This window comes from Streptomyces sp. NPDC000410, from assembly GCF_040300305.1.
In the GTDB taxonomy this organism is placed as follows: domain Bacteria; phylum Actinomycetota; class Actinomycetes; order Streptomycetales; family Streptomycetaceae; genus Streptomyces.
The window spans coordinates 272940-296709 of record NZ_JBEPDM010000004.1 but is presented as its reverse complement, the minus strand read 5'-3'; the positions used below and the strand labels follow the sequence as shown (position 1 = coordinate 296709).

The 23770-nt window shown below is 72.4% G+C and carries 18 protein-coding genes; 13 read left to right on the top strand and 5 right to left on the bottom strand.

Features of this window, described 5'->3' with window-relative positions; genetic code table 11:
* Positions 1-41 precede the first annotated feature (41 nt).
* Entirely contained in the window at positions 42-1823 is a 1782-nt protein-coding gene (locus ABT342_RS08265; RefSeq protein WP_351568795.1) for a 3-hydroxyacyl-CoA dehydrogenase family protein, read from the bottom strand.
* 353 nt (positions 1824-2176) lie between these two features.
* On the opposite strand from ABT342_RS08265, the gene ABT342_RS08260 reads away from it, so the two are divergent.
* Complete coding sequence (locus ABT342_RS08260) at positions 2177-2752, top strand: HEAT repeat domain-containing protein (RefSeq protein ID WP_351568792.1); 576 nt, start codon at positions 2177-2179, stop codon at positions 2750-2752.
* A 22-nt stretch (positions 2753-2774) separates the two neighbouring features.
* Here ABT342_RS08260 and ABT342_RS08255 read toward each other — a convergent pair whose 3' ends face one another.
* Positions 2775-4355, bottom strand: a complete 1581-nt coding sequence (locus tag ABT342_RS08255) for an alpha/beta hydrolase (RefSeq protein ID WP_351568789.1) — start codon at positions 4353-4355, stop codon at positions 2775-2777.
* Positions 4356-4463: 108 nt separating this feature from the next.
* A complete protein-coding gene (locus tag ABT342_RS08250) occupies positions 4464-5504 on the bottom strand; it encodes an Rv2578c family radical SAM protein (RefSeq protein ID WP_351568787.1) in 1041 nt (346 codons plus the stop codon).
* A gap of 129 nt (positions 5505-5633) precedes the next feature.
* Between ABT342_RS08250 and ABT342_RS08245 the strand changes: the two genes are divergently transcribed.
* From ABT342_RS08245 to ABT342_RS08190, 12 genes are all read left to right on the top strand, one after another.
* The gene (locus tag ABT342_RS08245) at positions 5634-6023 is read left to right on the top strand and encodes a VOC family protein (RefSeq protein WP_351568784.1); all 390 of its coding nucleotides are present in this window, start codon (positions 5634-5636) and stop codon (positions 6021-6023) included.
* 174 nt (positions 6024-6197) lie between these two features.
* Positions 6198-6671 carry an SRPBCC family protein gene (locus tag ABT342_RS08240; protein WP_351568781.1) on the top strand — a complete coding sequence of 158 codons (474 nt, stop codon included), beginning with the start codon at positions 6198-6200 and terminating at the stop codon, positions 6669-6671.
* Positions 6672-6916: 245 nt separating this feature from the next.
* Entirely contained in the window at positions 6917-9271 is a 2355-nt protein-coding gene (locus tag ABT342_RS08235; RefSeq protein WP_351568779.1) for an MFS transporter, read from the top strand.
* Positions 9272-9748: 477 nt separating this feature from the next.
* Entirely contained in the window at positions 9749-12100 is a 2352-nt protein-coding gene (locus ABT342_RS08230; protein ID WP_351568776.1) for an ATP-binding SpoIIE family protein phosphatase, read from the top strand.
* 235 nt (positions 12101-12335) lie between these two features.
* Positions 12336-12527, top strand: a complete 192-nt coding sequence (locus ABT342_RS08225; RefSeq protein WP_502965484.1) for a hypothetical protein — start codon at positions 12336-12338, stop codon at positions 12525-12527.
* Positions 12528-12686: 159 nt separating this feature from the next.
* Positions 12687-13520 (top strand): M55 family metallopeptidase, encoded by an 834-nt coding sequence (locus tag ABT342_RS08220; RefSeq protein WP_351568773.1) that lies wholly within the window; start codon positions 12687-12689, stop codon positions 13518-13520.
* Positions 13513-14868, top strand: a complete 1356-nt coding sequence (locus ABT342_RS08215) for a M20/M25/M40 family metallo-hydrolase (protein ID WP_351568770.1) — start codon at positions 13513-13515, stop codon at positions 14866-14868. Before ABT342_RS08220 ends, ABT342_RS08215 begins: the two co-directional genes overlap by 8 nt.
* Positions 14869-14957: 89 nt before the next feature.
* The gene (locus ABT342_RS08210) at positions 14958-16961 is read left to right on the top strand and encodes an LpqB family beta-propeller domain-containing protein (RefSeq protein ID WP_351568768.1); all 2004 of its coding nucleotides are present in this window, start codon (positions 14958-14960) and stop codon (positions 16959-16961) included.
* 16 nt (positions 16962-16977) lie between these two features.
* Complete coding sequence (locus ABT342_RS08205) at positions 16978-17922, top strand: S66 peptidase family protein (RefSeq protein ID WP_351568765.1); 945 nt, start codon at positions 16978-16980, stop codon at positions 17920-17922.
* A gap of 133 nt (positions 17923-18055) precedes the next feature.
* On the top strand, positions 18056-19906 hold the full coding sequence (locus ABT342_RS08200) for a CocE/NonD family hydrolase (RefSeq protein WP_502965491.1): 1851 nt from the start codon (positions 18056-18058) through the stop codon (positions 19904-19906).
* Positions 19907-20088: 182 nt separating this feature from the next.
* Entirely contained in the window at positions 20089-21015 is a 927-nt protein-coding gene (locus ABT342_RS08195; protein ID WP_351568762.1) for an NACHT domain-containing protein, read from the top strand.
* A 583-nt stretch (positions 21016-21598) separates the two neighbouring features.
* The gene (locus tag ABT342_RS08190) at positions 21599-21859 is read left to right on the top strand and encodes a hypothetical protein (RefSeq protein WP_351568759.1); all 261 of its coding nucleotides are present in this window, start codon (positions 21599-21601) and stop codon (positions 21857-21859) included.
* 10 nt (positions 21860-21869) lie between these two features.
* On the opposite strand, the gene ABT342_RS08185 is transcribed toward ABT342_RS08190, so the two are convergent.
* Positions 21870-22949: an adenosine deaminase gene (locus ABT342_RS08185; RefSeq protein WP_351568756.1), complete on the bottom strand. Its 1080-nt coding sequence runs from the start codon at positions 22947-22949 to the stop codon at positions 21870-21872.
* Positions 22950-22981: 32 nt separating this feature from the next.
* Positions 22982-23734: a GntR family transcriptional regulator gene (locus tag ABT342_RS08180; RefSeq protein WP_351568754.1), complete on the bottom strand. Its 753-nt coding sequence runs from the start codon at positions 23732-23734 to the stop codon at positions 22982-22984.
* Positions 23735-23770: the final 36 nt, after the last annotated feature.

Sequence of the window (23770 nt, the reverse complement as noted above, 5' to 3'; positions counted from 1 at the left end):
TGCCCAAGGGATCGAGCAGCCCGCCCCAGGGCCCCTGCGGCTCAGCGCCGGGCATATTCGCGGAAGCCGCGCCCCGTCTTGCGTCCGAGGCAGCCCGCGGCCACCAGGTGTTCCAGCAGCGGTGCCGGGGCCAGCCCCGGGTCGCGGAACTCGCGGTGGAGCACCTTCTCGATCGCGAGCGAGACATCGAGCCCGACCACGTCGAGGAGCTCGAAGGGCCCCATCGGGTACCCGCCGCCGAGCTTCATCGCGGCGTCGATGTCGTCCAGCGAGGCGTAGTGCTCCTGGACCATCTTGATCGCGTTGTTGAGGTACGGGAACAGCAGCGCGTTCACGATGAAGCCGGCCCGGTCGCCGCAGTCCACCGGGTGCTTCTTGATCCTCGTGGTGACCGCGCGGACCGTCGCGTGGACATCGTCCGAGGTCAGGACCGTACGGACGACCTCGACGAGCTTCATCGCCGGGGCGGGGTTGAAGAAGTGCATCCCGATGACGTCCTGCGGGCGCGAGGTGGCGCGGGCGCAGGCGACGACCGGCAGCGAGGAGGTGGTCGTGGCGAGCGCGGCGCCCGGCTTGCAGACCTTGTCGAGGGTGGCGAACAGCTGCTGCTTGATCTCCAGGTCCTCGGCGACGGCCTCCACCGCCAGATCGACCTCGGCGAACGCGTCGAGCGAGCCCGCCGGCGTGATCCGGGCCAGCGTCTCGTCCCGGGCCTCGCCCGTCATCCGGCCCTTGTCGACGGAGCGCGCGAGCGACTTGGCGATCCGGGCCTTCGCCGTCTCCGCCTTCTCCTGGCCGCGGGCGGCGAGGACGACGTCGTACCCGGCCTTGGCGAAGACCTCGGCGATCCCGCTCGCCATCGTGCCCGAACCCGCCACGCCCACGGAGCTGACCGGCCGGCCGCCGGTGCCCTGCGCGGCCTCCCGCGGCGTCAGCGCGTCGGGCACGACCGTGCCGCTGTCCGGCGCCTCGTACGTGTAGAAGCCCCGGCCCGCCTTGCGGCCGGTCAGGCCCGCCTCGCCCAGCTGCTTCAGGATGGGCGCGGGGGCGTGCAGCCGGTCACGGGACTCGGCGTACATGGCGTCGAGGACGGTACGCGCGGTGTCGATGCCGATCAGGTCGAGCAGTGCGAGCGGGCCCATCGGCAGACCGCAGCCCAGCTTCATCGCGGCGTCGATGTCCTCGCGGGACGCGTACTTCGCCTCGTACATCGCGGCGGCCTGGTTGAGGTAGCCGAACAGCAGTCCGTCCGCGACGAAACCGGGCCGGTCGCCGACCGCGACGGGCTCCTTGCCCAGGTCGCGGGCGAGCGCGGTGACGGCCTCGACCGCCTGCGGGGCGGTCAGCACCGAGGAGACCACCTCGACGAGCTTCATCGCCGGGGCGGGGTTGAAGAAGTGCAGGCCGAGAACGCGCTCGGGGTGCGCCGAGTCCGCGGCGAGCCGGGTCACGGACAGCGCGTTGGTGCCGGTCGCGATGATCGCGTCCGGGCGGACGACGGCGTCGAGGGCGCGGATGAGCTGCTGCTTGGTCTCGTACGACTCGGGCACGACCTCGATCACGAGGTCCGCGTCGGCGGCCGCCTGGAGGTCGGAGAAGGTACGGAAGCGGGCGAGGACGTCCCGCCGCTCCTGCTCGGTGATGCGCTCGCGCTGAACGGCGCGCGCGGTGGACGCCTCCAGCGTGGCGGCGGCGTGCCGGACGGCGGCTTCGCTGATGTCGATGCCGATGACCTCACGGCCGGCGCGGGCGAGGACCTCGGCGATGCCGGTGCCCATCGTGCCGAGGCCGACGACGGCGATGGTGGAGAGAGGGGTGTCCATCACGGGACTCCAGGAATGAGTGACGACTAGAGGGGAGGGCACACGCGCCGAAGAACCGAAGAAGGCGGCGCACATGTGCTTGTCGCGGTGAAGAAGCGACGGACCCTGTCCCGGAGTCACGCCGTACAGAACTGCCGAACCGACAACACTCGGGGCGGCTGCGTCACCAGGCCGCCAAGAGCAGTGCGGGGAGTGTGTCCCGCTCACATGAGGTTAACCGGTGAGTAATGAGCGCGCCAGCCCTCGTGGGGCACTTCGTGAATGTGATCTGCGCCGCGCCAGGGCCTGATCCACCGGCCAGGCCCTAGGGGGAGCCCGGCCTGACCAGCCGGACACCCCCTAGGCTGCTCGGCATGGACGCGGACCTGCTCGACCTCGCACGGCGTACCGAAGCGGAGCTGACCGGACCGGCCGACCACGAGCTGCACCGGCGCCTCACCGCCACGACGGACCTCGACCGTCTGGCAGCCGTACTGACCGAGGCGCAACGCCCGTTATGGGCGCGGGAGATAGCCGCCTTCCGGCTCGGCTGCGCCGGCGACCGGCGGGCCTTCGAATCGCTCGTCCTGCTCCTCAACCACCGCGACCCCGAGCGGTGCGTCTCCGCCTCGTACGCCCTCACCCGGCTCGGCGACCCGCGCACCGCACGCGCCGCCGCCGCGCTCGCCACCAATGAGCTGCGCGTCGCCTACGCCCTGACTCCCGTGCGGCTCCTGGGGGCGCTGCGCGCCCCCGAATCCGTCCCCGCGCTGATCACCGTCCTCGGGCGGCGGCTGACCCCGGGCGATCCGCACTGGCGCGTCGCGCTCGCCTGCGTCGAGGGCCTCGGCGCCCTCGCCGACGAGCGTGCCCGCCCGGTCCTGGAGGCGGCCCGCGCCCACCCCCGGCTGTCCGCCGCCGCCTCCGCCGCGCTCAGTCGCCTCCCGTAGACACGCCCTGGGCGCGAACGCGTCAGTTCCGGTGGCCGAGCACCTGGTGCAGCGCCGCGCCGGCGCGGGCGGTGTCCGTCATGCCGTCGCGCGCCGAGGCCTTCCGGGGCTTCGGTTCCGCGGTCGCCGCGCAGGCGGCGTCGGCCTCGGCGGCGCCTGCCGCGCGCGGCACCTTGCCCGTGGCCAGATAGGCCGTCAGGTAGCGGTCCAGGCAGGTGTTCCCGCCGAGGGTGACCGCGTGGTTCCCGCCGCCCTCCTCGACGATCAGGCGGGAGCCGGTCAGCTTGCGGTGCAGGGCGACGCCGCCCTCGTACGGGGTGGCCGCGTCGTCCGTCGCCTGGAAGATCAGCACCGGGGGTAGCGCGCGGTTCGTCACGTCCACCGGCTTCAGCGGCGCCACGGGCCATGACGCGCACGGAGCGTTGTACCAGGCGTTGTTCCAGGTGGAGAAGGGGGCCTTCGCGTGGACCGCCCAGTTGTCGGCGTGCCAGGTGCCCCAGTCACGGGGCCATGCCGCGTCCCGGCACTGCACCGCCGTGTAGACGGAGTAGCCGTTGTCGTCCTCCTTGTCGACGGCGCCGTAGCTCTCGTACGCCTCGACCAGCGGACCGGCGTCCTTGTCGTTCACATAGGCCGCGAACGCCTCGGCCAGATGCGGCCAGAAGCCGTTGTAGTAGCCGCCCGGCAGGAAGGTGTCCTCCAGCTCGGCCGGCCCGACCCGCCCGGCCGCGGGCCGCACCGCGAGCGCGTCGCGCATCGCGTACCACGTGGCCTCCACCTTCGCCGGGTCGCCGCCCAGCCGGTACGTGGCGTCGTTCCTGGCGACCCACGCGGCGAAGGCCTTGTGGCGGGCGTCGAAGCCGTAGTTCTGGCCGATGTTGTCGGCGTACCAGACGCCGTCGGGGTTCACCACCGAGTCGAGGACCAGGCGCCGCACCCGGTGCGGGAAGTGCTTGGCGTACACGGCACCCAGGTAGGTGCCGTACGAATATCCGAAGTAGTTGATCTGCTCGGCGCCCAGGGCCCGGCGGACCACGTCCAGGTCGCGCGCCGTGCTCACGGTGTCCATGTAGGGCAGTAGATCGCCGTACCTGGCCGTGCACGCCTCGGTGAACGCGACCGCCCTGAGCAGCTGCGCACGCTCCGTCTGCGCGGTGTGCGGGACCGACCCGGCGCGTACGGGGGCGAAATGGCCGGGCCTGCAGTTGAGCGCGGGCTTCGACTTGCCCACACCGCGCGGGTCGAAACCGATGACGTCGTACTGCGCCGCGACCTTCGCGGGCAGCGAGGCGGCCACGAAACCGGCCAGCCTCCGCCCGCTCCCGCCCGGCCCGCCCGGGTTGACCAGCAGCGGCCCCTGGAAGGTCTTGGCGGTGTGCCGCACCCGGGACAGCGCGAGCGTGATCTGCCTGCCCTGCGGCCGGGTGTGGTCGAGCGGCACGTTCAACTCGGCGCATTCGAGCCTCGGATAGTCCTCCGATGCGCAGCTCCTCCACGTCAGCGTGTTCGCGCCCGTCCCTGCGGTCGCCGCGGACGGCACGCCGGTGACCAGCCCGGCCACCGCAGCCCCGGCGGCGACCAGCACGCCTGTGCGCCTGTACATATGGCCTCCCGTGTGGCGGGGGCCCGGCCCGGAGCGGGCCGGCCCCGGGGCAGTGTTCCCGGAATCCCGCCCGGAAGGTCACGATCACCGCGGAAGTGACCCGTTTGCTCACAACAGGGACAGCTGCGTGCCGCCCGGCCCGGTGTGTGCGGGCGCGTCCGGTGCGTCGGGCCGGTCGGGCACCGGGATCCGCCGGGGTGTGCCGCGCTGCGCCGGACCGATCCCGAACTCGGTGGCGAGTTCGTGCACATGGCGTGTGATGCGGCGCTGGTACCACTTGGGTGCGTAGGCGCCCTCGGCGTACAGCCGCTCGTAGCGCCGCACGAGATGCGGATGCTCCCTGCCCAGCCATGCCATGAACCACTCGCGCGCTCCGGGCCGCAGATGCAGGACGAGCGGGGTCACGGACGTCGCGCCGGACGCGGCGATCGCCCGTACGGTGGCGCGCAGCTGATCCGGATGGTCGCCCAGGAACGGGACGACCGGGGCCATCAGGACGCCGCAGCCGATGCCGTGTCCGGTGAGGGTCCGTACGACGTCGAGTCGTCGCTCGGGGGAGGGCGTACCGGGCTCCACCGTCCGCCAGAGCTCGCGGTCCGTGAACCCGACGGAGACGCAGACGCCGACCTCGGTGACGTCCGTGGCCTGTCGCAGCACGTCCAGATCGCGCAGGATCAGCGTCCCCTTGGTGAGGATCGAGAAGGGGTTGGCGTGGTCGCGTAGGGCGCCGATGATCCCGGGCATCAGCCGGTAGCGCCCCTCCGCCCGCTGGTAGCAGTCGACATTGGTGCCCATCGCGATGTGCGCGCCCTGCCACCCCGGGGAGGCGAGCCGGCGGCGCAGCAGCTCGGGCGCGTTGATCTTGACGACTATCTGGGAGTCGAAACCGAGTCCGGTGTCGAGGTCGAGATAGCTGTGCGTCTTACGGGCGAAGCAGTACACGCATGCGTGGGTGCAGCCCCGGTACGGATTGACGGTCCATTCGAACGGCATGCGTGAGGCGCCCGGCACCCGGTTCACGATCGAGCGGGCGCGGACCTCGTGGAAGGTGATGCCGCGGAACTCGGGGGTGTCGAACGTCCGGGTGGTCACCGAGTCCGCCCCGAAGAGCGCGCTCGTGGTGTTGTCGGCCAGATTGTCCCAGCGCACGGGGCCTCCTTGGTAGCACTGAGCCAGAGAATAGAACATGCGTTCGCTTGATCGCTGCTGGAGTGGGGCAGACTCTCCGATGAGCGCGTGGCCTTCGGCGGGCCCGCCACCGGACTGGGAGGTCCTGACGTGACCAGTAAGTTCACCGAGCTCGCGGTCGACTGTGCCGACCCCGGCTGTCTCGCCCGGTTCTGGTGCGCGGTCCTCGACTACGAGGTGCGGGACGAGCGCGACGGAGTCGTCACCATCGGCTCCCCCGCGGTGCCTGAGGGCAAGGGCCACCCCGGCCCCGTGCCACCGGTGTTGACGTTCGCGCGCGTGCCCGAGGGCAAGGCCGTCAAGAACAGGCTCCACATCGACGTCAACCCGACCGACAGGGAGCAGGACGAAGAGGTCCGCCGCCTGCTCGGCCTGGGTGCCCGGCACGCCGAGGTCGGTCAGACGGGCGAGGAGAGCTGGGTGACACTCGCCGACCCGGAGGGGAACGAGTTCTGCGTTCTCGCGAGCCGTCGCCCCTGATCGGGGGCTCTTGACCCAGCGCGTCGCAGACCCGATTTTGGGCGGCCGCGCGGGAGGTGATTGGCTGTCTCACGCGGGGGTCACCCGGGGCGGTCCCGAGGGATCACCCGCCGGATCACCCGCTGGGATCACTCGCTGGGACCACCCCGAGAACCAATCGCTGGAGGATGAGCAATGGCGCAGGTCGAGGCCACGACGGAACGGGTCATCGCGGCGGACGCGGAGACGGTGTTCGACACGCTGGCCGACTACAAGGACACCCGCGCGAAGCTCCTGCCCGGGCACTTCAGCGAGTACCAGGTCCGTGAGGGCGGGGACGGCGAGGGAACCCTCGTCCACTGGAAGCTCCAGGCCACCAGCAAGCGCGTCCGCGACTGCCTGCTGGAGGTGACCGAGCCGACTGGGGGCCCCGCCCATGCCGCAGGCTATGGGGGAGGTCAGCTCGTCGAGAAGGACCGCAACTCCTCCATGGTCACCACCTGGACCGTCACCCCGGCGGGCGAAGGCCGCTCCCGGGTCGTCGTCACCACCGTCTGGGACGGCGCCGGCGGCATCGGCGGCTTCTTCGAGCGGACCTTCGCGCCCAAGGGCCTGGGCCGGATCTACGACCAGCTGCTCGCCAAGCTGGCGGCCGAGGTCGAGAAGTAGCCCCCGCCGCGCGGTCGGTCTCGTAGTCACCTCGCACACTCACCGTTTCGAGTGGTTTTCCCCGCGGCTCCGGGGCGCGCCCAGCGCGCCGGAGCCGCGGGAAAGCCCCTGTTGAGCGCCCGGAGCGCGCCCCGCACGCCCCGTCCCGCCCGGCTCAGGACCCCGCTCCCCGATAGCGTTCCGCTTGCTCCCCCTTGGCGCGTAATGCGAAGAATGACGCCTCGCAGCGACGAGGGGAGAGTCACGTGGGCGGGATCACGCTGGTGGAGGACGGGCGGACCGAGGGGGAGACGGCGGCCCCCTGGGACCCCGGGCCGCCCGCCGAACCCACGCCTCCCGGCCTGAGCCGCCGCCGCGTACGCCTGGTCTTCTTCGCCCTGATGCTCGCGCTGCTGCTCGCCGCGCTGGAGCAGATGATCGTCGCCACCGCGCTGCCGAAGATCGTCGGCGAACTCCAGGGCCTGGACCGGATGTCGTGGGCCATCACCGCCTATCTCCTCACCGCCACCATCGGGTTGCCGGTCTACGGGAAACTCGGCGATCTCTACGGCCGCAAGGGCGTCTTCCAGTTCGCCATCGTCGTCTTCGTCATCGGCTCCGCCCTGGCCGGCTGGTCCCGCACCATGGACCAGCTCATCGCCTTCCGCGCCATCCAGGGCATCGGCGCGGGCGGCCTCATGATCGGCGTCCAGGCGATCATCGCCGACATCGTCCCCGCCCGGGAACGCGGCCGCTTCATGGGGCTGATCGGAGCCGCCTTCGGGCTCGCGTCCGTCGCCGGACCCCTGCTCGGCGGCTTCTTCACCGACCATGTCTCCTGGCGCTGGTGCTTCTACTTCAACGTGCCGTTCGGACTGGTCACGCTCGTCGTCGTCGCCGTCGTCCTCAAGCTGCCCAAACCGGCGACGCGGGCGCGCTTCGACGTACTCGGCGCACTGCTGCTCGCCGCCGCCTCCACCTGTCTGGTGCTGCTGACCAGCTGGGGCGGTACGGAGTACGACTGGACCTCACGCGTGATCCTCGGCCTCGCCGCCGGGGCCGCCGGAACGACTCTGCTGTTCCTGGTCGTCGAACACTACGCACCCGAACCGCTCATCCCGCTCCGGCTGTTCCGCGACCCGGTCTTCACCATCACCGGCCTCGTCGGCGCGGTCGTCGGCGTCGCGCTCTTCGGCGCGGCCAGCTATCTGCCGACCTTCCTCCAGATGGTCGACGGCGCCAGCGCGACGGAGTCGGGGCTGCTGATGCTGCCCATGGTGGGCGGTGTCGTCGTCGCCTCGATCGTCTCCGGCCACCTCATCTCCCGCAGCGGCCGCTACAAGATCTATCCGGTGGTCGGCAGCGCGGTCTCGGTCGTCGGCATGTGGCTGCTGTCCTGGCTGGACGCGGACACCACACGGTTCCAGTACTCGGTCTGGCAGGCCATCCTCGGCGTCGGGATCGGGCTCGTGATGCCGGTCCTCATCGTCGCGGTGCAGAACGCCGTTCCGCCCGCCGACCTCGGCACCGCCACCAGCGCCAACAACTACTTCCGGCAGATCGGCGGCAGCGTCGGCGCCGCCGTCTTCGGCACGCTGTTCGCGGAACGGCTCACCGACGCGCTCGCGGGCCGGCTGCCCGCGGAGGCCGCGCTGCCGGCCCCGGAAGCGATCACCCCGCAGCTGGTCCACGCCCTGCCGCCCGAGCTCCGGGCCGAGTACATCCAGGCGTACGCGGACGCGATGCCGCGGATCTTCCTCTACCTCGTGCCGGTGCTCGTCGTCGGCCTCATCCTCGCCTTCTTCCTCAAGGAGAGTCCGCTGGTGTCCGTACCGCATGCCCGTACCGAGTCCCCGTCGTCCCCGGCGTACGTCGCCGGTGTACCCGTCTGCGGCACCACCGTCCCGCGTGCCGCGCTCACCCTGATCGACGTGCACGGACAGCAGATCGGGCGCGGCGGCAGCGGCGAGGACGGGCGCTACGCGCTCAGCGTGCCGGGGCCCGGCTCGTACGTCCTGATCGCCGCGGCCCTCGGTCACCACCCGCAGGCCGTGTCCGTCACCGTCGGCGACCGTCCCGTCGACCTGGACGTCGTCCTCGGCGGCGCGGGACGGCTCGCCGGGACCGTCGTCACCGCCGACGGCTCCCCGGTACGCGACGCCGCGGTCACCCTGACCGACGTACGCGGCGACGTCGTCGCCACCACGCGCAGTGGGCGCGAGGGCGGCTACGTGATCGGCGAACTGGTGGCAGGCGAGTACACCCTCGCCGCCAGCGCCCCCGCCTTCCGCCCCGCGGCGCTCCCGGTGAGCGTCCAGGCCTCCCGCGAGACCCGCCAGGACATCGAACTCGCGGGCGGCGCGGTGCTGCGCGGGACGGTGCGGGCGGGCGGCGGCCGGCCGGTCGAGGACGCGCGGGTGACGCTGCTGGACGCGGCGGGCAATGTGGTCGACACGCTGACGACGGGCGCGGACGGTACGTTCCGCTTCGTCGATCTGTCGTCCGGTGAGTACACCGTGATCGCGGCGGGCTATCCGCCGGTCGCGACGGTCCTCCAGGTCGCGGGGGGCGGCCGCACGGAACGCGACCTCCAACTGGGCCACGAGGACCGGCCCTTCTAGGGCCTGGCATGGGAGGTGGGTGGGGTGCGGGTGGGCGGCGCCTGCGGCGGACTTCTTTCCCCTACCCGCCCCTTCCCGGAGCTGGGGCTGCGCCCCAGACCCCGTTTGCGGGGGCTCCGCCCCCGAACCCCCGCTCCTCAAACGCCGGAGGGGCTGGGAAACCCAGCCCGTCTGGGGGTCCCCCCACGCCCGCAGGGCGTAGGGGGAGTTTGAGGACACGGCCGGAGGCCGTACGGGGGTCTGGGGGCTTGCCCCCAGTTCGGGATGGGGGTACCTCCCAGGCGAAGCTCTGGGGGAGGGCGGGTAGTGGACAAGGGCCCGCCGCAGGCGCCCCCGCCCCGCCCCCCCCGCCAGGCAAACGCGCCGTCCCCCGAACCGGGGGTGATTGTGGGGATGCCCGGCGGGCAGGGGGCGCGGACCCCTACCGTGGGGTAGCAGGCGCGGGTCCACGGCGCGCCGTGGAAGGAGCCTCCGCCCATGGACCGTGTCGTTCCGCCGGAGCAGCCCGCCGCAGTCGGCCGGATTCCCCTCGCCGTGGTCGTCATCGACGGCGACGGCCTGGTGTCGCACTGGTCCACCGGCGCCCGGCGGCTGTTCGGACGGAGCAAGGAAGCCGCGCTCGGCCGGGCCGCCGGGGAACTGCTCCCGGTCTCGGGCGCGCTCGCGGAGGACGGCTCGCCGGGCGGCACGGCCTCGTATCCGGCGGCCGGGCGCGCCCGGCTGTCCAGGCAGGGGGAGGACGGCCGGATCGACGTGTTGTGGTGGGCCTATCCGCTCGTCGGCCCCGGGCCCGAGCGACTGCTCGTACTCGCCGCCGACGCGGCCCGGTTCGACGCGGCCCACAGCGTGGAGCGCATCGCGCCCGGCTTCGCGCTGCACACCGACTTCCCCGGCTCGGACGAACTGGCCCGCAGGCTCCCCGAGATCCTGCCGAGCATGAGCGTCCAGGAGTCCACCCGTATCGTCGCGCAGGTGCTGGAACTGGGCTATCCGGTGATCGAGTTCAGCCTCCAGGACCGGGTGCCGGTCACCCCCGACTGGGGGGTGCCGAGGCGCGACGGCGTACGTCGCGGGGCGCGGCGGCAGGCGGCCGGCCCCGACCCGGAGCAGGACCTCGAATACGCCGCCGTGCGCGAACGCCTCGAGTTCCTCAACGAGGTGAGCGGCCGCATCGGCTCGTCGCTCGACCTCGCCCGTACGATCCACGAGGTCAGCGCGGCGGTCGTGCCGCGGTTCACGGACGTCGCCGGCACGTTCCTGCGCGAACAGGTCGTCGCGGGCGAGGGCTTCCCGGACGGGCCGCCCGACGCCACGACCCTGTGGCACCGCGTCGCCGTGGAGCACGTCGACGCGCCCGGCCGCTGGGACGACGTCGTACCGGTCGGCGAGTCCATGCCGTTCCCCGTGGACACGCCGTTCTTCCGGTGCATGACCACGGGCGAACCGGTGCTGGTGCCGCGCATCAGCGAGGAGATGGGCACCGCCATCGCGGACCGGTTCGAGAAGCGGGACGTCCGGCCGCTGATCAACGGCCGGTCGATGTTGGTGGTGCCGCTCAAGGCGCGCAACGTGGTGCTGGGCTTCATGATCCTGCTGCGCCACCCGGAGCGCGCGGTGTTCAACGACATGGACCGCGTGACGGGCGCGGAGCTCGCCGCCCGCGCCGGGCTCGTCCTCGACAACGCCCGGATGTACACGTACCAGGAGAGCGTCGCCGAGACCCTCCAGCACTCGATGCTGCCGCAGGTCGCTCCGCGCATGCCGGGCTGCGACACGGCCACCCGCTATCTGCCCGGCACCTTCCTCGGCCGCGTCGGCGGGGACTGGTTCGACTCGATCAAACTGCCCGGCTCGCGCACCGCCCTGGTGGTGGGCGACGTGATGGGTCACGGCCTCAACTCGGCCGCGATGATGGGCCAGTTGCGTACGGCCGTACAGACCATGGCCGCACTCGACCTCCCGCCCGACCAGCTCCTGCGCAACCTCGACGATCTGGCTCAGCGGCTCGGCGAGCACTACCTCGCGACCTGTCTGTACGCCGTGTACGACCCGATCGCGGGCGAGCTCCTGATGGCGAACGCGGGCCATGTCCCCCCGGTCCTCGTACGAGCGGCCGACGGCCGCAGCGAGCTGCTGGAACTGCCGACCGGCGCGCCGATCGGCGTCGGCGGGGTCCCCTTCGAGACGGTCCGGGTGGCCGTCGCGCCGGGCGACCGCCTCGTCATGTGTACGGACGGACTGGTCGAGGTGCGCGGCGAGGACATCGGGGTCGGGCTCGCCACGCTCTGCGAGTCGGCGGCGCACCCGGCGGCCTCCATGGACGACGCCTGCGACACGATCATCCGTGCCCTGGGTGCCCGCGGCGGTCGCAAGGACGACGTCGCGCTGCTCATGGCCCGGCTGGGTGGCATCGCGGCGCAGGACATGGCCCGCTGGCAGCTGCCCGCCGAGCCGGGCGAAGTGGCCACGGCCCGCCGACTGGCGCGTGAGCAGCTCGCGGCCTGGGCGCTCGACGAGCAGGCCGACACACTCGAACTGCTGGTCAGCGAGGTCGTCACCAACGCCGTACGGCACACGGACAGCGCCCGGATCGAGCTACGGCTCGTCCGCACCGACGCCCTGCTGTGCGAGGTCACGGACGACGGGCACACCCTGCCCGCGCTGCGCGCCGCCGGTCCGGACGACGAGTCGGGGCGTGGGCTGAGCGTGGTGAGCGCCCTGGCGAGAGAGTGGGGTACGAGCCGCTCGGGCGCGGGCAAGTCGGTCTGGTTCGAACTGCAACTGCGGCCCTCCCGCCGGGTACTTGCTCCCGCTACCCACGGGCGGTAGACCGATCGTCATGACGGTGACGAGTCGGTACAGGGACGCCTGGGAAGGGTTCTGGCGCGAGGCGCCTCACGAGTGGGAGGTGAAGGCCATCCTTGACCTGGCGGTGCGAGCACCGCCGCATCACTCCGTAATCCATCTGGTACTCCCGGTGCATCGTCGGGGGCAACAGCCACGTCCCCAGCAACCCGAGCGGGTCTCGTACTTGCTCCGGCGGCCGGAAGGACCGCCGCCGAAGATGCTGCCCGTCCTCCGGCACGGCATCACGCCAGCCGCGGTCCCGGACGCCGAAGTGCCGGAGCTGTTCCGCTCGGCGGGGCTCGGCGTCCTGGCGAGCGGGGAACTGCCGCTGGCCACGACCGAGTACGCGGCGGACGGCTCCCGTATCGAACTGCCGTCGACCTGGCTCGTGGTGGGCCGGGAGGACTGATACGTGGGCTGGGGCCGGGCCGCTGGGCCGACGATCCGATCCGATCCGATCCGGGCCCGGCCGGAACGGTCCGGTCCGTACCCGTCCGGCCTGTTCCCTTCCGGTCCGGTCCGGTTCTGTCCGGTTCGGCGGGTCGGGCCGCGGGGAACGCTCAGCTCCATGAGGATCCTGATCAGCGCCGACATGGAAGGCGCCACGGGTGTCACCTGGCCGGCCGACGTGCTCCCCGGCACCCCCCAGTGGGAGCGCTGCCGGTCCCTGTTCACCTCCGACGTGAACGCCGCGGTGCTGGGCTTCTTCGACGGCGGAGCCGATGAGGTGATCATCAATGAGGCGCACTGGACCATGCGCAACCTCCTGCTGGAGCGCCTCGACGAACGGGCCGAGATGCTGACCGGGCGCCACAAGTCGCTCTCCATGGTGGAGGGCGTGCAGCACGGCGACGTGGACGGCATCGCCTTCGTCGGCTACCACACGGGAGCAGGCACGGAAGGGGTGCTGGCCCACACCTATCTCGCCAACTCGATCACCGGCGTGTGGCTGAACGGCACACGGGCGAGCGAGGGTCTGCTCAACGCCCATGTGGTCGCGGAGTACGGCGTCCCGGTGGTTCTGGTCACCGGCGACGACCTGACCTGCGAGGACGCGCTGGGGTACGCGCCGGAGGCACACAAGGTCGCCGTCAAGGACCACGTCTCGCGGTACGCGGCGGTGTGCCGCACCCCGGCCCGTACCGCCGCCGACATCCGCGCCGCCGCCAAAGAGGCGACCTCGCTGGCCGTCCGCCACGAGCCGGTGCGCGGGGGGCCGTTCACCGTCGAGCTGGAGTTCGACGCGGAGCACCTCGCCGCGGCCGCCACCGTCGTGCCCGGCGCCGTCCGCGGCGGCGAGCGCCGGGTCGCGTACACCAGCGAGACGATGTATGAGGCAATTCGCACCTTCAAAGCGGTCACGACGATCGTCTCGGCCGCCGTGGAGGAGCAGTATGGCTGACGTGACCCGCACCGAATCGCAGACCGGTACGCCCATCGACGAAGCGGCCCTCGCCGAGGTCGTCACGTTCACCTCCGAGCTGATCCGCATCGACACCACCAACCGCGGCGGCGGGGACTGCCGCGAGCGACCCGCCGCGGAGTACGCCGCCGAGCGGCTCGCCGCCGCCGGACTGGAGCCGCTGCTCCTGGAGCGCACACCGGGCCGTACGAACGTCGTGGCCAGGATCGAGGGGACCGACCCGGCCGCCGACGCCCTCCTCGTCCACGGCCATCTCGACGTGGTCCCCGCCGAGCCCGCCGACTGGTCGGTCCACCCGTTCTCCGGCGAGGTCCGTGACGGGGTCGTCTGGGGCCGCGGTGCCGTCGACATGAAGAACATGGACGCGATGGTCCTCGCGGTCGTACGGGCCTGGCAGCGCGCGGGTGTCAGACCCCGCCGGGACATCGTGGTCGCGTACACGGCGGACGAGGAGGCCAGCGCGATCGACGGCTCGGGCTTCCTCGCCGACGAGCACCCCGAGCTCTTCGAGGGCTGCACCGAAGGCATCAGCGAATCCGGCGCCTTCACCTTCCACGCGGGTCCGGGGATGGCGCTCTACCCGATCGCGGCGGGGGAGCGGGGCACCGCCTGGCTGGAACTCACCGCCCACGGCAGGGCCGGCCACGGCTCCAAGGTCAACCGGTCCAACGCGGTCACCAGGCTCGCCGGGGCCATCGCCAGGATCGGTGCGTACGAATGGCCGGTGCGGCTGACCCCGACCGTGCGGGCCGCCCTGGCCGAGCTCGCCGCGCTGCACGGCATCGCCGCCGACGTGGACGCCCCCGACTTCGACGTGGACGTCCTGATGGGCAAGCTCGGCCGCGCCGCGGCGCTCGTCGAGCCGGTGGTGCGCAACAGCACCAATCCGACCATGCTGGACGCCGGGTACAAGATCAATGTGATCCCGGGGCACGCGACCGCCTATGTGGACGGGCGGATGCTGCCCGGCGCCGAGGACGAGTTCCGCGAGACCCTCGACCGGCTCACCGGCCCCGACGTCGACTGGGAGTTCCACCACCGGGAGGTCGCCCTGGAGGCGCCCGTCGACTCCCCGACCTTCGCCAGGCTGCGCGCCGCGATCGAGCGCTTCGACCCGGACGGGCATGTCGTCCCGTTCTGCATGTCGGGCGGCACCGACGCGAAGCAGTTCTCCCGCCTCGGCATCACCGGCTACGGCTTCTCACCGCTCAAGCTGCCCGAGGGCTACGACTACGCGGCGATGTTCCACGGCGTGGACGAGCGCGTCCCCGTCGAGGCCCTGCACTTCGGCGTCCGCGTCCTCGACCATTACCTGCGGTCCGCATAGGCCCGCACGGGCCCACCTGGGCCGACGCACATCTCGCACGTCCACGCAGGATTTCGTCGCTCGCGCAATTCGTACAAGGGGAGTTGGGAATGGTGCCCACGGGGCCCTACGGGACCTGGCCGTCGCCGATCGACGCCGCGCTCGCGGCCTCGCACGACGGCCGCCCGGAGTTCGTCGGCACGGTCGGCGACGAGGTGTGGTGGACCGCCCCGCGCCCCGCCGAGGGCGGGCGGCGCGCGCTGGTGCGGCTGAGAGCCGGAGCGGAGGAGGAATCGGTTCTCCCCGCTCCGTGGAACGTACGCAGCCGGGTCATCGAGTACGGCGGCAGGCCCTGGGCCGGGGTCGCACGCGCCGAGGGCGGCCCGCTGATCGTGTTCGTGCACCATCCCGACCAGCGGCTCTACGCGTACGAGCCGGACGGCGGCGGCGAGCCCCGGCCGCTCACGCCGGTGTCCGGGGTGGGCGGCGGACTGCGCTGGGCGGATCCGGTCGTCCACCCGGACCGGGGCGAGGTCTGGTGCGTACTGGAGGAGTTCACCGGTGAGGCGCCCACCGATGTGCGGCGGGTGATCGCGGCGGTGCCGCTGGACGGTACGGCGGCGGACGACCGCGCCGCCGTACGGGAACTCACCGACGACCGGCACCGGTTCGTCACCGGTCCCCGGCTGTCCCCGGACGGGCGGCGCGTCGCCTGGATCGGCTGGGACCATCCGCGGATGCCGTGGGACGGCACGGAGGTGCTGCTCGGCGAGGTCACGGACGACGGACCGTTCGACGCGGTACGCCGCGTCGCCGGAGGCACCGACGAGTCGGTCACCCAGGCCGACTGGGCCGCGGACGGCTCGCTGCTGTACGTCTCGGACGCGGACAACTGGTGGGAACTGCGGAGCATCCGGCCGGACGCGCTCGACGGCGGCGACGGGGCACCGACCGCCACGGTCCACTGTCCCGGCCGGGAGGAGGAGTTCGGTGGAGCGATGTGGAGGATCGGGCTCACCTGGTTCCAGCCGCTGGAGGGCGGGCTGATCGCGGTCGTCCACGGCAGGGGCACCACCGCCCTCGGGATACTCGACCCGGAGACAGGGGAGATCGTCGATGCCCCGGGCCCCTGGACCGAATGGGCGCCGTCGCTCACCGCGTGCGGCACCCGGGTGATCGGGGTCGCCGCGAGCCCGCGCAGCGGGTACGAGGTGGTGGAGCTCGACACCCGCACCGGCAGGACCCGGGTCATCGGCTCGGCGCACGTCGACCCGGTGGACCCGGCCTACTACCCCGAGCCGCAGATCCGCACGTTCACCGGCCCGGACAACCGGGAGGTCCACGCCCACATCTACCCGCCCCACAACCCGGACCGGACGCCCGCCGACGAGCTGCCCCCGTACGTGGTCTGGGCACACGGCGGGCCCACCGGCCACGTCCCGCTCGTCCTCGACCTGGAGATCGCGTACTTCACCTCGCGCGGCATCGGAGTCGCCGAGGTCAACTACGGCGGCTCGACCGGCTACGGCAGGGAGTACCGCAACAGGCTGCGCGAGCAGTGGGGCGTCGTCGACGTCGAGGACTGCGCGGCCGTCGCCGAGACGCTCGCCGCCGAAGGCACCGCTGATCCGGCGCGGCTCGCGATCCGTGGCGGCAGCGCCGGCGGCTGGACCACCGCGGCGTCCCTCACCGGCACCGACGTGTACGCGTGCGGCACGATCATCTATCCCGTCCTGGACCTGCTGGGCTGGGCCGGCGGCGAGACCCACGACTTCGAGTCCCGGTACCTGGACTCACTCGTCGGGCCGCTCGCCGAGGTGCCCGGCCGCTACCGGGAACGCTCGCCCATCGAGCACGCGGACAAGATCTCCGTACCCTTCCTGCTGCTCCAGGGCCTGGACGACCCGATCTGCCCGCCGGTGCAGAGCGAGCGCTTCCTCGCGCGGATGGCGGGGCGCGGTATCCCGCACGCCTACATCGCCTTCGAGGGCGAGAGCCACGGCTTCCGGCGCGCGGACACCATGACCCGCGCCCTGGAAGCCGAACTGTCTCTGTACGTGCGCACCTTCGGCATCGCCCGCACCGACGTCCCCGCACTCGACCTCAGGAAATGAACGGGAGCCCGCGACCGTGACGGACGAGACCCGCACGCCGCCCCTGGTCCGGCCCGGACGGCTGTCGCCGGGGGCCCGGATCGCCGTCGTGGCACCGAGCGGCCCGGTCCCGGCCGACCGGCTCGAAGCGGGACTGGAGATCCTGCGCGGCTGGGGGCTGGAGCCGGTCGTGATGCCCCATGTCCTCGACACCCACCCGGACCTCGGCCACCTCGCCGGACAGGACGCGGCGCGCGCCGGCGACCTCCAGGCGGCGTGGTGCGATCCGTCGGTCGCGGCGGTCATGTGCGCCCGGGGCGGGTACGGCGCCCAGCGCATGGTGGATCTCGTCGACTGGTCGGCGATCCGCGCGGCGGGGCCGAAGGTCTTCATCGGCTACAGCGATGTGACCGCGCTCCACGAGGCCTTCGCGGTGCGGGCCGGACTGTCGACGCTGCACGGCCCGATGACGGCGGCGATGACCTTCCTCAAGGACCCCCGCACCCAGGAGTCGCTGCGCGCCACGCTCTTCGAGCCCGAGTCGGTGATGACGCTCGGTCTCGGCACGGCCCGCTGTCTGGTGCCGGGGCGGGCCGGGGGCGTCACACTCGGCGGCTGCGTCAGTCTGCTCGCCGCCGATCTGGGCACGTCGCACGTGCGGCCGTCGGCCCGGGGCGGGCTGCTGCTGATCGAGGACGTGGGCGAGGAGCCGTACCGGCTGGACCGCATCCTCACCCAGCTGCTGCGCTCCCGCTGGCTGGACGGGGTGGCGGGGATCGCGCTCGGCTCGTGGGCGGAGTGCGGTCCGTACGAGGAGGTCCGGGCGCTGTTCCTGGACCGGCTGGGGGGCCTCGGCGTGCCGGTCGTGGAGGAGTTGGGCTTCGGGCACGGGGCGACGGCGCTGACGATGCCGCTGGGGGTTGCGGCGGTGCTGGACGCGGACGCGTGCGCGCTCACGCTCGACGTGCCCGCGTTGCTCTGAACTTCCCTCTCCACCGGTCGAGTTCTTCACTGAATCTCCGTCAAGAAACACCTGTCCCGGTCGTTGACGGGGCTCTGACACGTGTCACAGCATGAGCGCGACCAGTACTTACCCGTCGGTAAGTGCCCTCAGCGTGGAGGTGCTCGTGTCCCGTGCCGTGCCCCGTGCCGTGCCCCGTGGCGTGTCCCGTGCCGTGTTCCGTACCGTGCCCGGATCCGCCAAGCCGCTCGCCCTCGCGATCAGCGCGTCGCTCGCCGCACCGCTCGTCCTCGCCGCGCCCGCCGGAGCCACCACCGCACCGCCCGCCACCGGCCGGTACACCGTCACCGCACTGAAGTTCACCGTCGAGGCGGGCGGCCGAAGCTGCACCGTCGACGCCGACCTGTACCGGCCCGAGGGCGTCGACAGCGGCCATCGGGCACCCGCCGTCCTCACCACCAACGGCTTCGGCGGCAGCAAGGCCGACGGTTCGACCGACGCCACCGCCAAGGCGTTCGCCGCCCGCGGCTATGTGGCCCTCGCCTACTCCGGCCTCGGGTTCGGCAAGTCCGGCTGTCTGATCTCCCTCGACGACCCGGCCATCGACGGCCGCGCCGCCTCCCGGCTCGTCGACTTCCTCGCCGGCACCCTGGCGGCCGACGACGGGACCAGGGCCGACTACGTCACCAAGGACGCCGCGGACGATCCGCGCGTCGGCATGATCGGCGGTTCGTACGGCGGAGCGGTCCAGCTCGCCACCGCCGCCGTCGACCACCGCGTCGACGCCCTCGTCCCGCTGATCACCTGGAACAACCTCGAATACTCGCTTGCCCCGAACGGCGTGGACGCGAAGACCCCCGGTGCCTTCAAATGGCAGTGGGCGAACGGCTTCTACCTCATGGGCGAGGGCCAGCCACTGCTCAACCCCAGCCTCGATCCGTCCCGCATCGGCTCGCTCGGCTGTCTGCACTTCGTCGCCGACGCGTGCCGGACCGTGCGGCTGCTCAACTCCGGCCGCTACCCGGCCGACAGGACCGAGGCCATGCAGAGATTCGCCCGCAGCGTCTCCCCGGTCTCCTACCTCCGCCAGGTGAAGGCCCCGACACTGATCGTCCAGGGCCAGGCCGACAGCCTGTTCAACCTCAACGAGGCACAGGCGAGCTACGAGACGCTGAAGGCGCAGGGCACCGAGACCAAGATGATCTGGCAGTCCTGGGGCCACAGCGGCGGTATCACCGATCCGGCGGCGGGTGAGCTCAATCTGGGGCAGGGCAACCTGGAGACCAGCTACGTCGGGCGGCGCATCCTCGCCTGGTTCGACCGCTACCTCCACCGGGACACGTCGGCCGACACCGGACCCGCCTTCGCGTACTACCGGGACTGGCAGAGCGGCTACGGGACCGCCGCCGCCGTACCGGCCCCGAACAGCAAGCTGTACCTGTCCGGCGACGGCAAGCTCGTCGACAGTCACGCCAAGGTCGCCCGCGGCTCCCGCGAATACCGCAACCGGCTGCTTCCGACGAGCCATTCGGAGTCCTCGCTCGCCGGGATGATCGGCCTGCCCGACCCCAAGCCGTACGACACCAGGGGCACCTACCTCGGCTGGACCAGCGACCCCTTCAAGGCCCCGGTCGACGTCGTCGGCTCCCCGAAGGCCACCCTCAAGGTCGTCTCGCCGAGGACCGAGCAGGTGCAGAACTCCGGGGACGCCGCCGACAAGCTGGTGCTGTTCGCCAAGGTGTACGACATCGCACCGGACGGGACGAAGACACTGGTGCACCGGCTGGTGGCGCCGGTACGGGTGCCGGACGCCACCAGGCCGTTCACGGTGAAGCTGCCCGGCATCGTGCACCGCTACGAGACCGGCCACCGAATGGAGTTCGTGATCGCGGGCAGTGACAGTGCCTACTTCGGCAATCGCGGCATCAAGCCGGTGACGGTCACCAGCGCCCCCGGGGACACCGGGGTCCTCGAACTCCCCGTGGTACGTGGTGCGTTGAGCTGACACCTGCGCTCACGGCACCATAGGGGCCTACGGGCGCGGGCGACGGGGGAGCGATGCGATGACGGGGTCGGGAGGGGCCGGCGCGCGTCGACAACCGGGTCACCGGAGGATCGGTCGGGTGGCTCCTCCAGGCGGGCTCCCTCCACATCCACCTCCCGCCGCTGACCGTCCGCTCGCGCACCATGCGCCTGGCCGGGGCGGTGGCGTCCGGCGCCGCCGCCGCTGCCCTGCCGGGGCAGCCCGGCGCGGGCGCCCGGGTCGCCGGGGCGCTGCTGGCCCTCCTCGACCTGACACAGCTCGTCGGGCTGGTACGGGCCATCGGCGCCGGGCGCGAGATCGTCGTCCCGGAGAGCGAGCTGACGGCCGCGGTCGCCCCGCTCGCGGGCCGGCTGCGGGAGACGTACGACAGCGAGGAGCGCCTCGCCCGCATCCACAATCCGGTACCGCTCAGGGTGCGCTGGGCCGCCGGGAGGCGGGAGCTCACCGACCCGTGGATCAAGGCCCCGCACGACGGCGGAGGCGACCTCACCGACGTCGAGGGACTGTTCACCGGCCTGCCCCGCGGCCGGCTGGTCCTCCTCGGCGCGGCGGGCGCCGGCAAGTCCGTCTTCGCCCTGCGCCTCGCCCGCGCGCTGCTGGACAGCGAGGCCGCCGGAGCGCCGTTGCCCGTCGTGCTGCCCATCGCGGGCTGGAACCCGGCCGAGGACGGCCCGTGGCGGTGGGCGGCCGCCAGGATCGCGGGCCTGTACCCCGAGCTGGGCCGGTCCGAGCCGGAGCGGCCGGCCGTCGCGGAAGCCCTGCTCAACACGGGCCGGATCCTGCCCGTCCTCGACGGCTTCGACGAACTGCCCGCCGACTACCGCGCGAAGGCGCTGCGGGACCTCAACACCGCCCTCGGTGCCGACCGGCGGCTGGTGCTCACCAGCCGCCCCCAGGAGTACGCCGACGCGGTCGGGGCCACCAACGTCCGGTGTGGCTCGCCTTCGCCGTACCGGCCTGCCTCGCCGTCCTCTCGGGCGCCGCGGCCACCAGACGTGAGTCGATGCCCGCGCCACGGCAGTTCGCCTTCCCGCAGGGCTGGTGGATACAGGAGCCGCTGCGCTCGCTGAGCGCCCCGGCGGACACGGTCTCCGCAGCGAGCCCGTGGGAGGTGCTCAAGCTCGACAGACGGGCGTCACTGATTGCCTCGGGGGCGGTACGGCAGTGTGGTGACGGCGAGCTCACGCTCGCCGAGTCCGCGCTCGGCGCCGCCGTTCTGCTGGTGATGGGCGGCCTGACACCGGACCGGTGGGGGGACGTGACCCCGCTGCGGTGGGCACTGGTCGTCACCGCCTGGGTGGCGGCCGGAGTGCTGTGCGGAGTGGCACGCTCGGCGTGGGGCCGTTACGTGGTCGCCCGGATCGGGCTGGGGGCCACCGGCCGGCTGGGCCGGCGGCCGCGGGGCTTCCTGGAGGACGCCCACCGGCACGGTGTGCTGCGGCAGAGCGGTGGCGTCCATCTGTTCCGGCACGCCTTGCAGTGCGCGCAGACCGGCAACCTCGTGCGCTGGACCTGCCACGACAAGGTCGAGGGGTTGCCCCGGCAGGTGTTCGGATGGATGGTCGCCGAGGTCGCCGAGGTCGCCGAGTGCGGCAAGGCGGCCTGCACGGAGGCGCAGGAGGACCGGTTCGCCGCCCGCTTCCGTGGTTCAGCATGCCGAAGGGCCATGACTGGAAGAACCCGGACGGTGACACGGTCTACGTCGAGTTCACCGGGGACATCGCGCCGGACAAGGAGTGGCCGGGTGTCCAAGGGCTCTACCAGATGCAGATGCTCCGCGCGTTCGCCACGGGCGGGAAGTACTACCTGCTGGGGTTCCGGATAGAGATCGATCCGGAGTACGCGGACGTGGCCCGCAAGACCCTGAACGACGTCGTCGCCCAGACCTCACCGGCCACGCCCCCGCGCCCCTGACCGGCTGCTCCTACAGCGCCGCGTACCCCGGCCGTACCACCTCGTCGATGATCCGGCGGCGCTCCGGCAGCGGCAGGAACGCGGACTCGACGGCCGCGACCGTGAACGCCTCGAAGACCTCGGGGCCGTAGCCGAAGGCGTCCACCATGTGCTGGAACTCGCGGCTCATGGTGGTGCCGGAGACCAGGCGGTTGTCGGTGTTGAGCGTGATCCGGAAGCCGAGCCGGCGCAGCAGGTCGATCGGGTGCGTGGCGTAGTCCTTCGCGGCGCCCGTCTGGAGGTTGGAGGTGGGACAGACCTCCAGCGCGATGCCGTTGTCGCGGACGTACGCGGCGAGGTGCCCGAGCGTGGCCGTGCCGTCGTCGTGGACCTGGATGTCGTCGGTGATCCGGACGCCGTGCCCGATCCGCTCGGCGCCGCAGACCTGGACCGCCTCGTGGACGGACTCGGCGCCGACGGCCTCGCCCGCGTGGATCGTGAAGTGGCAGTTGTGCCGCTTGAGGTGCTGGAAGGCGGGGAGGTGCTCGGCCGGCGGGTTGCCGATCTCGCCGCCCGCGATGTCGAAGCCCGCGACGCCGCGCTCGCGGTGGGCGACGGTCAGCTCGGCTATCTCCAGGGAGCGCCGCGTGTGCCGCATGCCCGTGAGCAGCGTACGGACGGTGATACGGCCACCCGCCCGGCGCTCGCCCTCGCGGAAGCCCTCGTTCACCGCGTCCACGACCTCGTCCAGGCTCAGCCCGCGCTCCAGGTGCTGCTCGGGGGCGTAGCGCACCTCGGCGTAGACGACCCCGTCCGCCGCCAGGTCCTCGGCGCACTCGGCGGCGACGCGGAAGAGGGCCTCGCGGGTCTGCATCACCGCGCAGGTGTGGGCGAACGTCTCGAGGTACCGCTCCAGCGATCCGGAGTCGGCGGCGTCGCGGAACCAGACACCGAGCGCCTCGGGCTCCTCGGTGGGCAGCGCGTCGTACCCGCAGTCCCGGGCCAGCTCGATGATGGTGGCGGGGCGCAGCCCGCCGTCCAGGTGGTCGTGGAGCACGGCCTTGGGGGCGCGGTGGATCCAGTCGACGGTGAGGTTGTCAGACAAGTGCATGCAGCGGGAGTGTACGGCATCCCGGTCCGTGATCAGTTCGACTGGAGGACGGGCAGGGCCGGAGCCCCCGTCGGCAGCATGTGCTTCGCCGCCATGACCGGCACGTCCCCGGCCCGTACGACCTGCGTGATCAGTACGGCGGGGGTATCGGCAGGGCGGTCGAGCTGCGCCCCGCGCCGCTGCCCCAGCAGGGTCGCCGTGACCCCGGAGTGCGCGGTCAGCGAGAACCCGCGCGAGGCCCCGGCCAGCACCGCGAGCATCGAGGTCCGCTCCGCGTCGCGGGCGTCGCGCAGCACCTCGCGCAGCGCCTGTCCGAACGCCGGATGAGCTCGTTCCAGTACGTCGTCGGGCGCCGCCCACTCATGGCTGAGGGCGGCCGCCAGGCCCTCCCCGTGCAGCACGGACTCCCAGAACCGCAGCTCGGCACGGGCGGGCGCGAGCAGGTGCTGGGTGGTGAAGTCGGTCGGCTCCTCGACGGCCCGCAGCAGCCCCCGCACCCGCAGCGGCGCCCCCGCGGACAGCTGCTCCTCCAGCGGCTGGATGTGCTCGAAGCCGCGCCGCGGCGGATGGGCGTTGACGGTCCTGCCGACCCCGCGGCGCACGGTGAGCAGCCCGTCCTCCTGGAGCAGCAGCAGCGCCTCGCGCAGCGCGGGCCTGCTGACACCCAGCTCGGCCGCGAGCCGGGGCTCGGAGGGCAGGGTGGAGCCCGGCGGGTAGGTGCCGTCGTGAACGGCGTCCGCGATGCGTTCGTACAGGGCGACGACAGGCCTCACTTGTCTGCTCACCAGGTCACCGTAGTGCACCCTCGACACTTGTCAGAC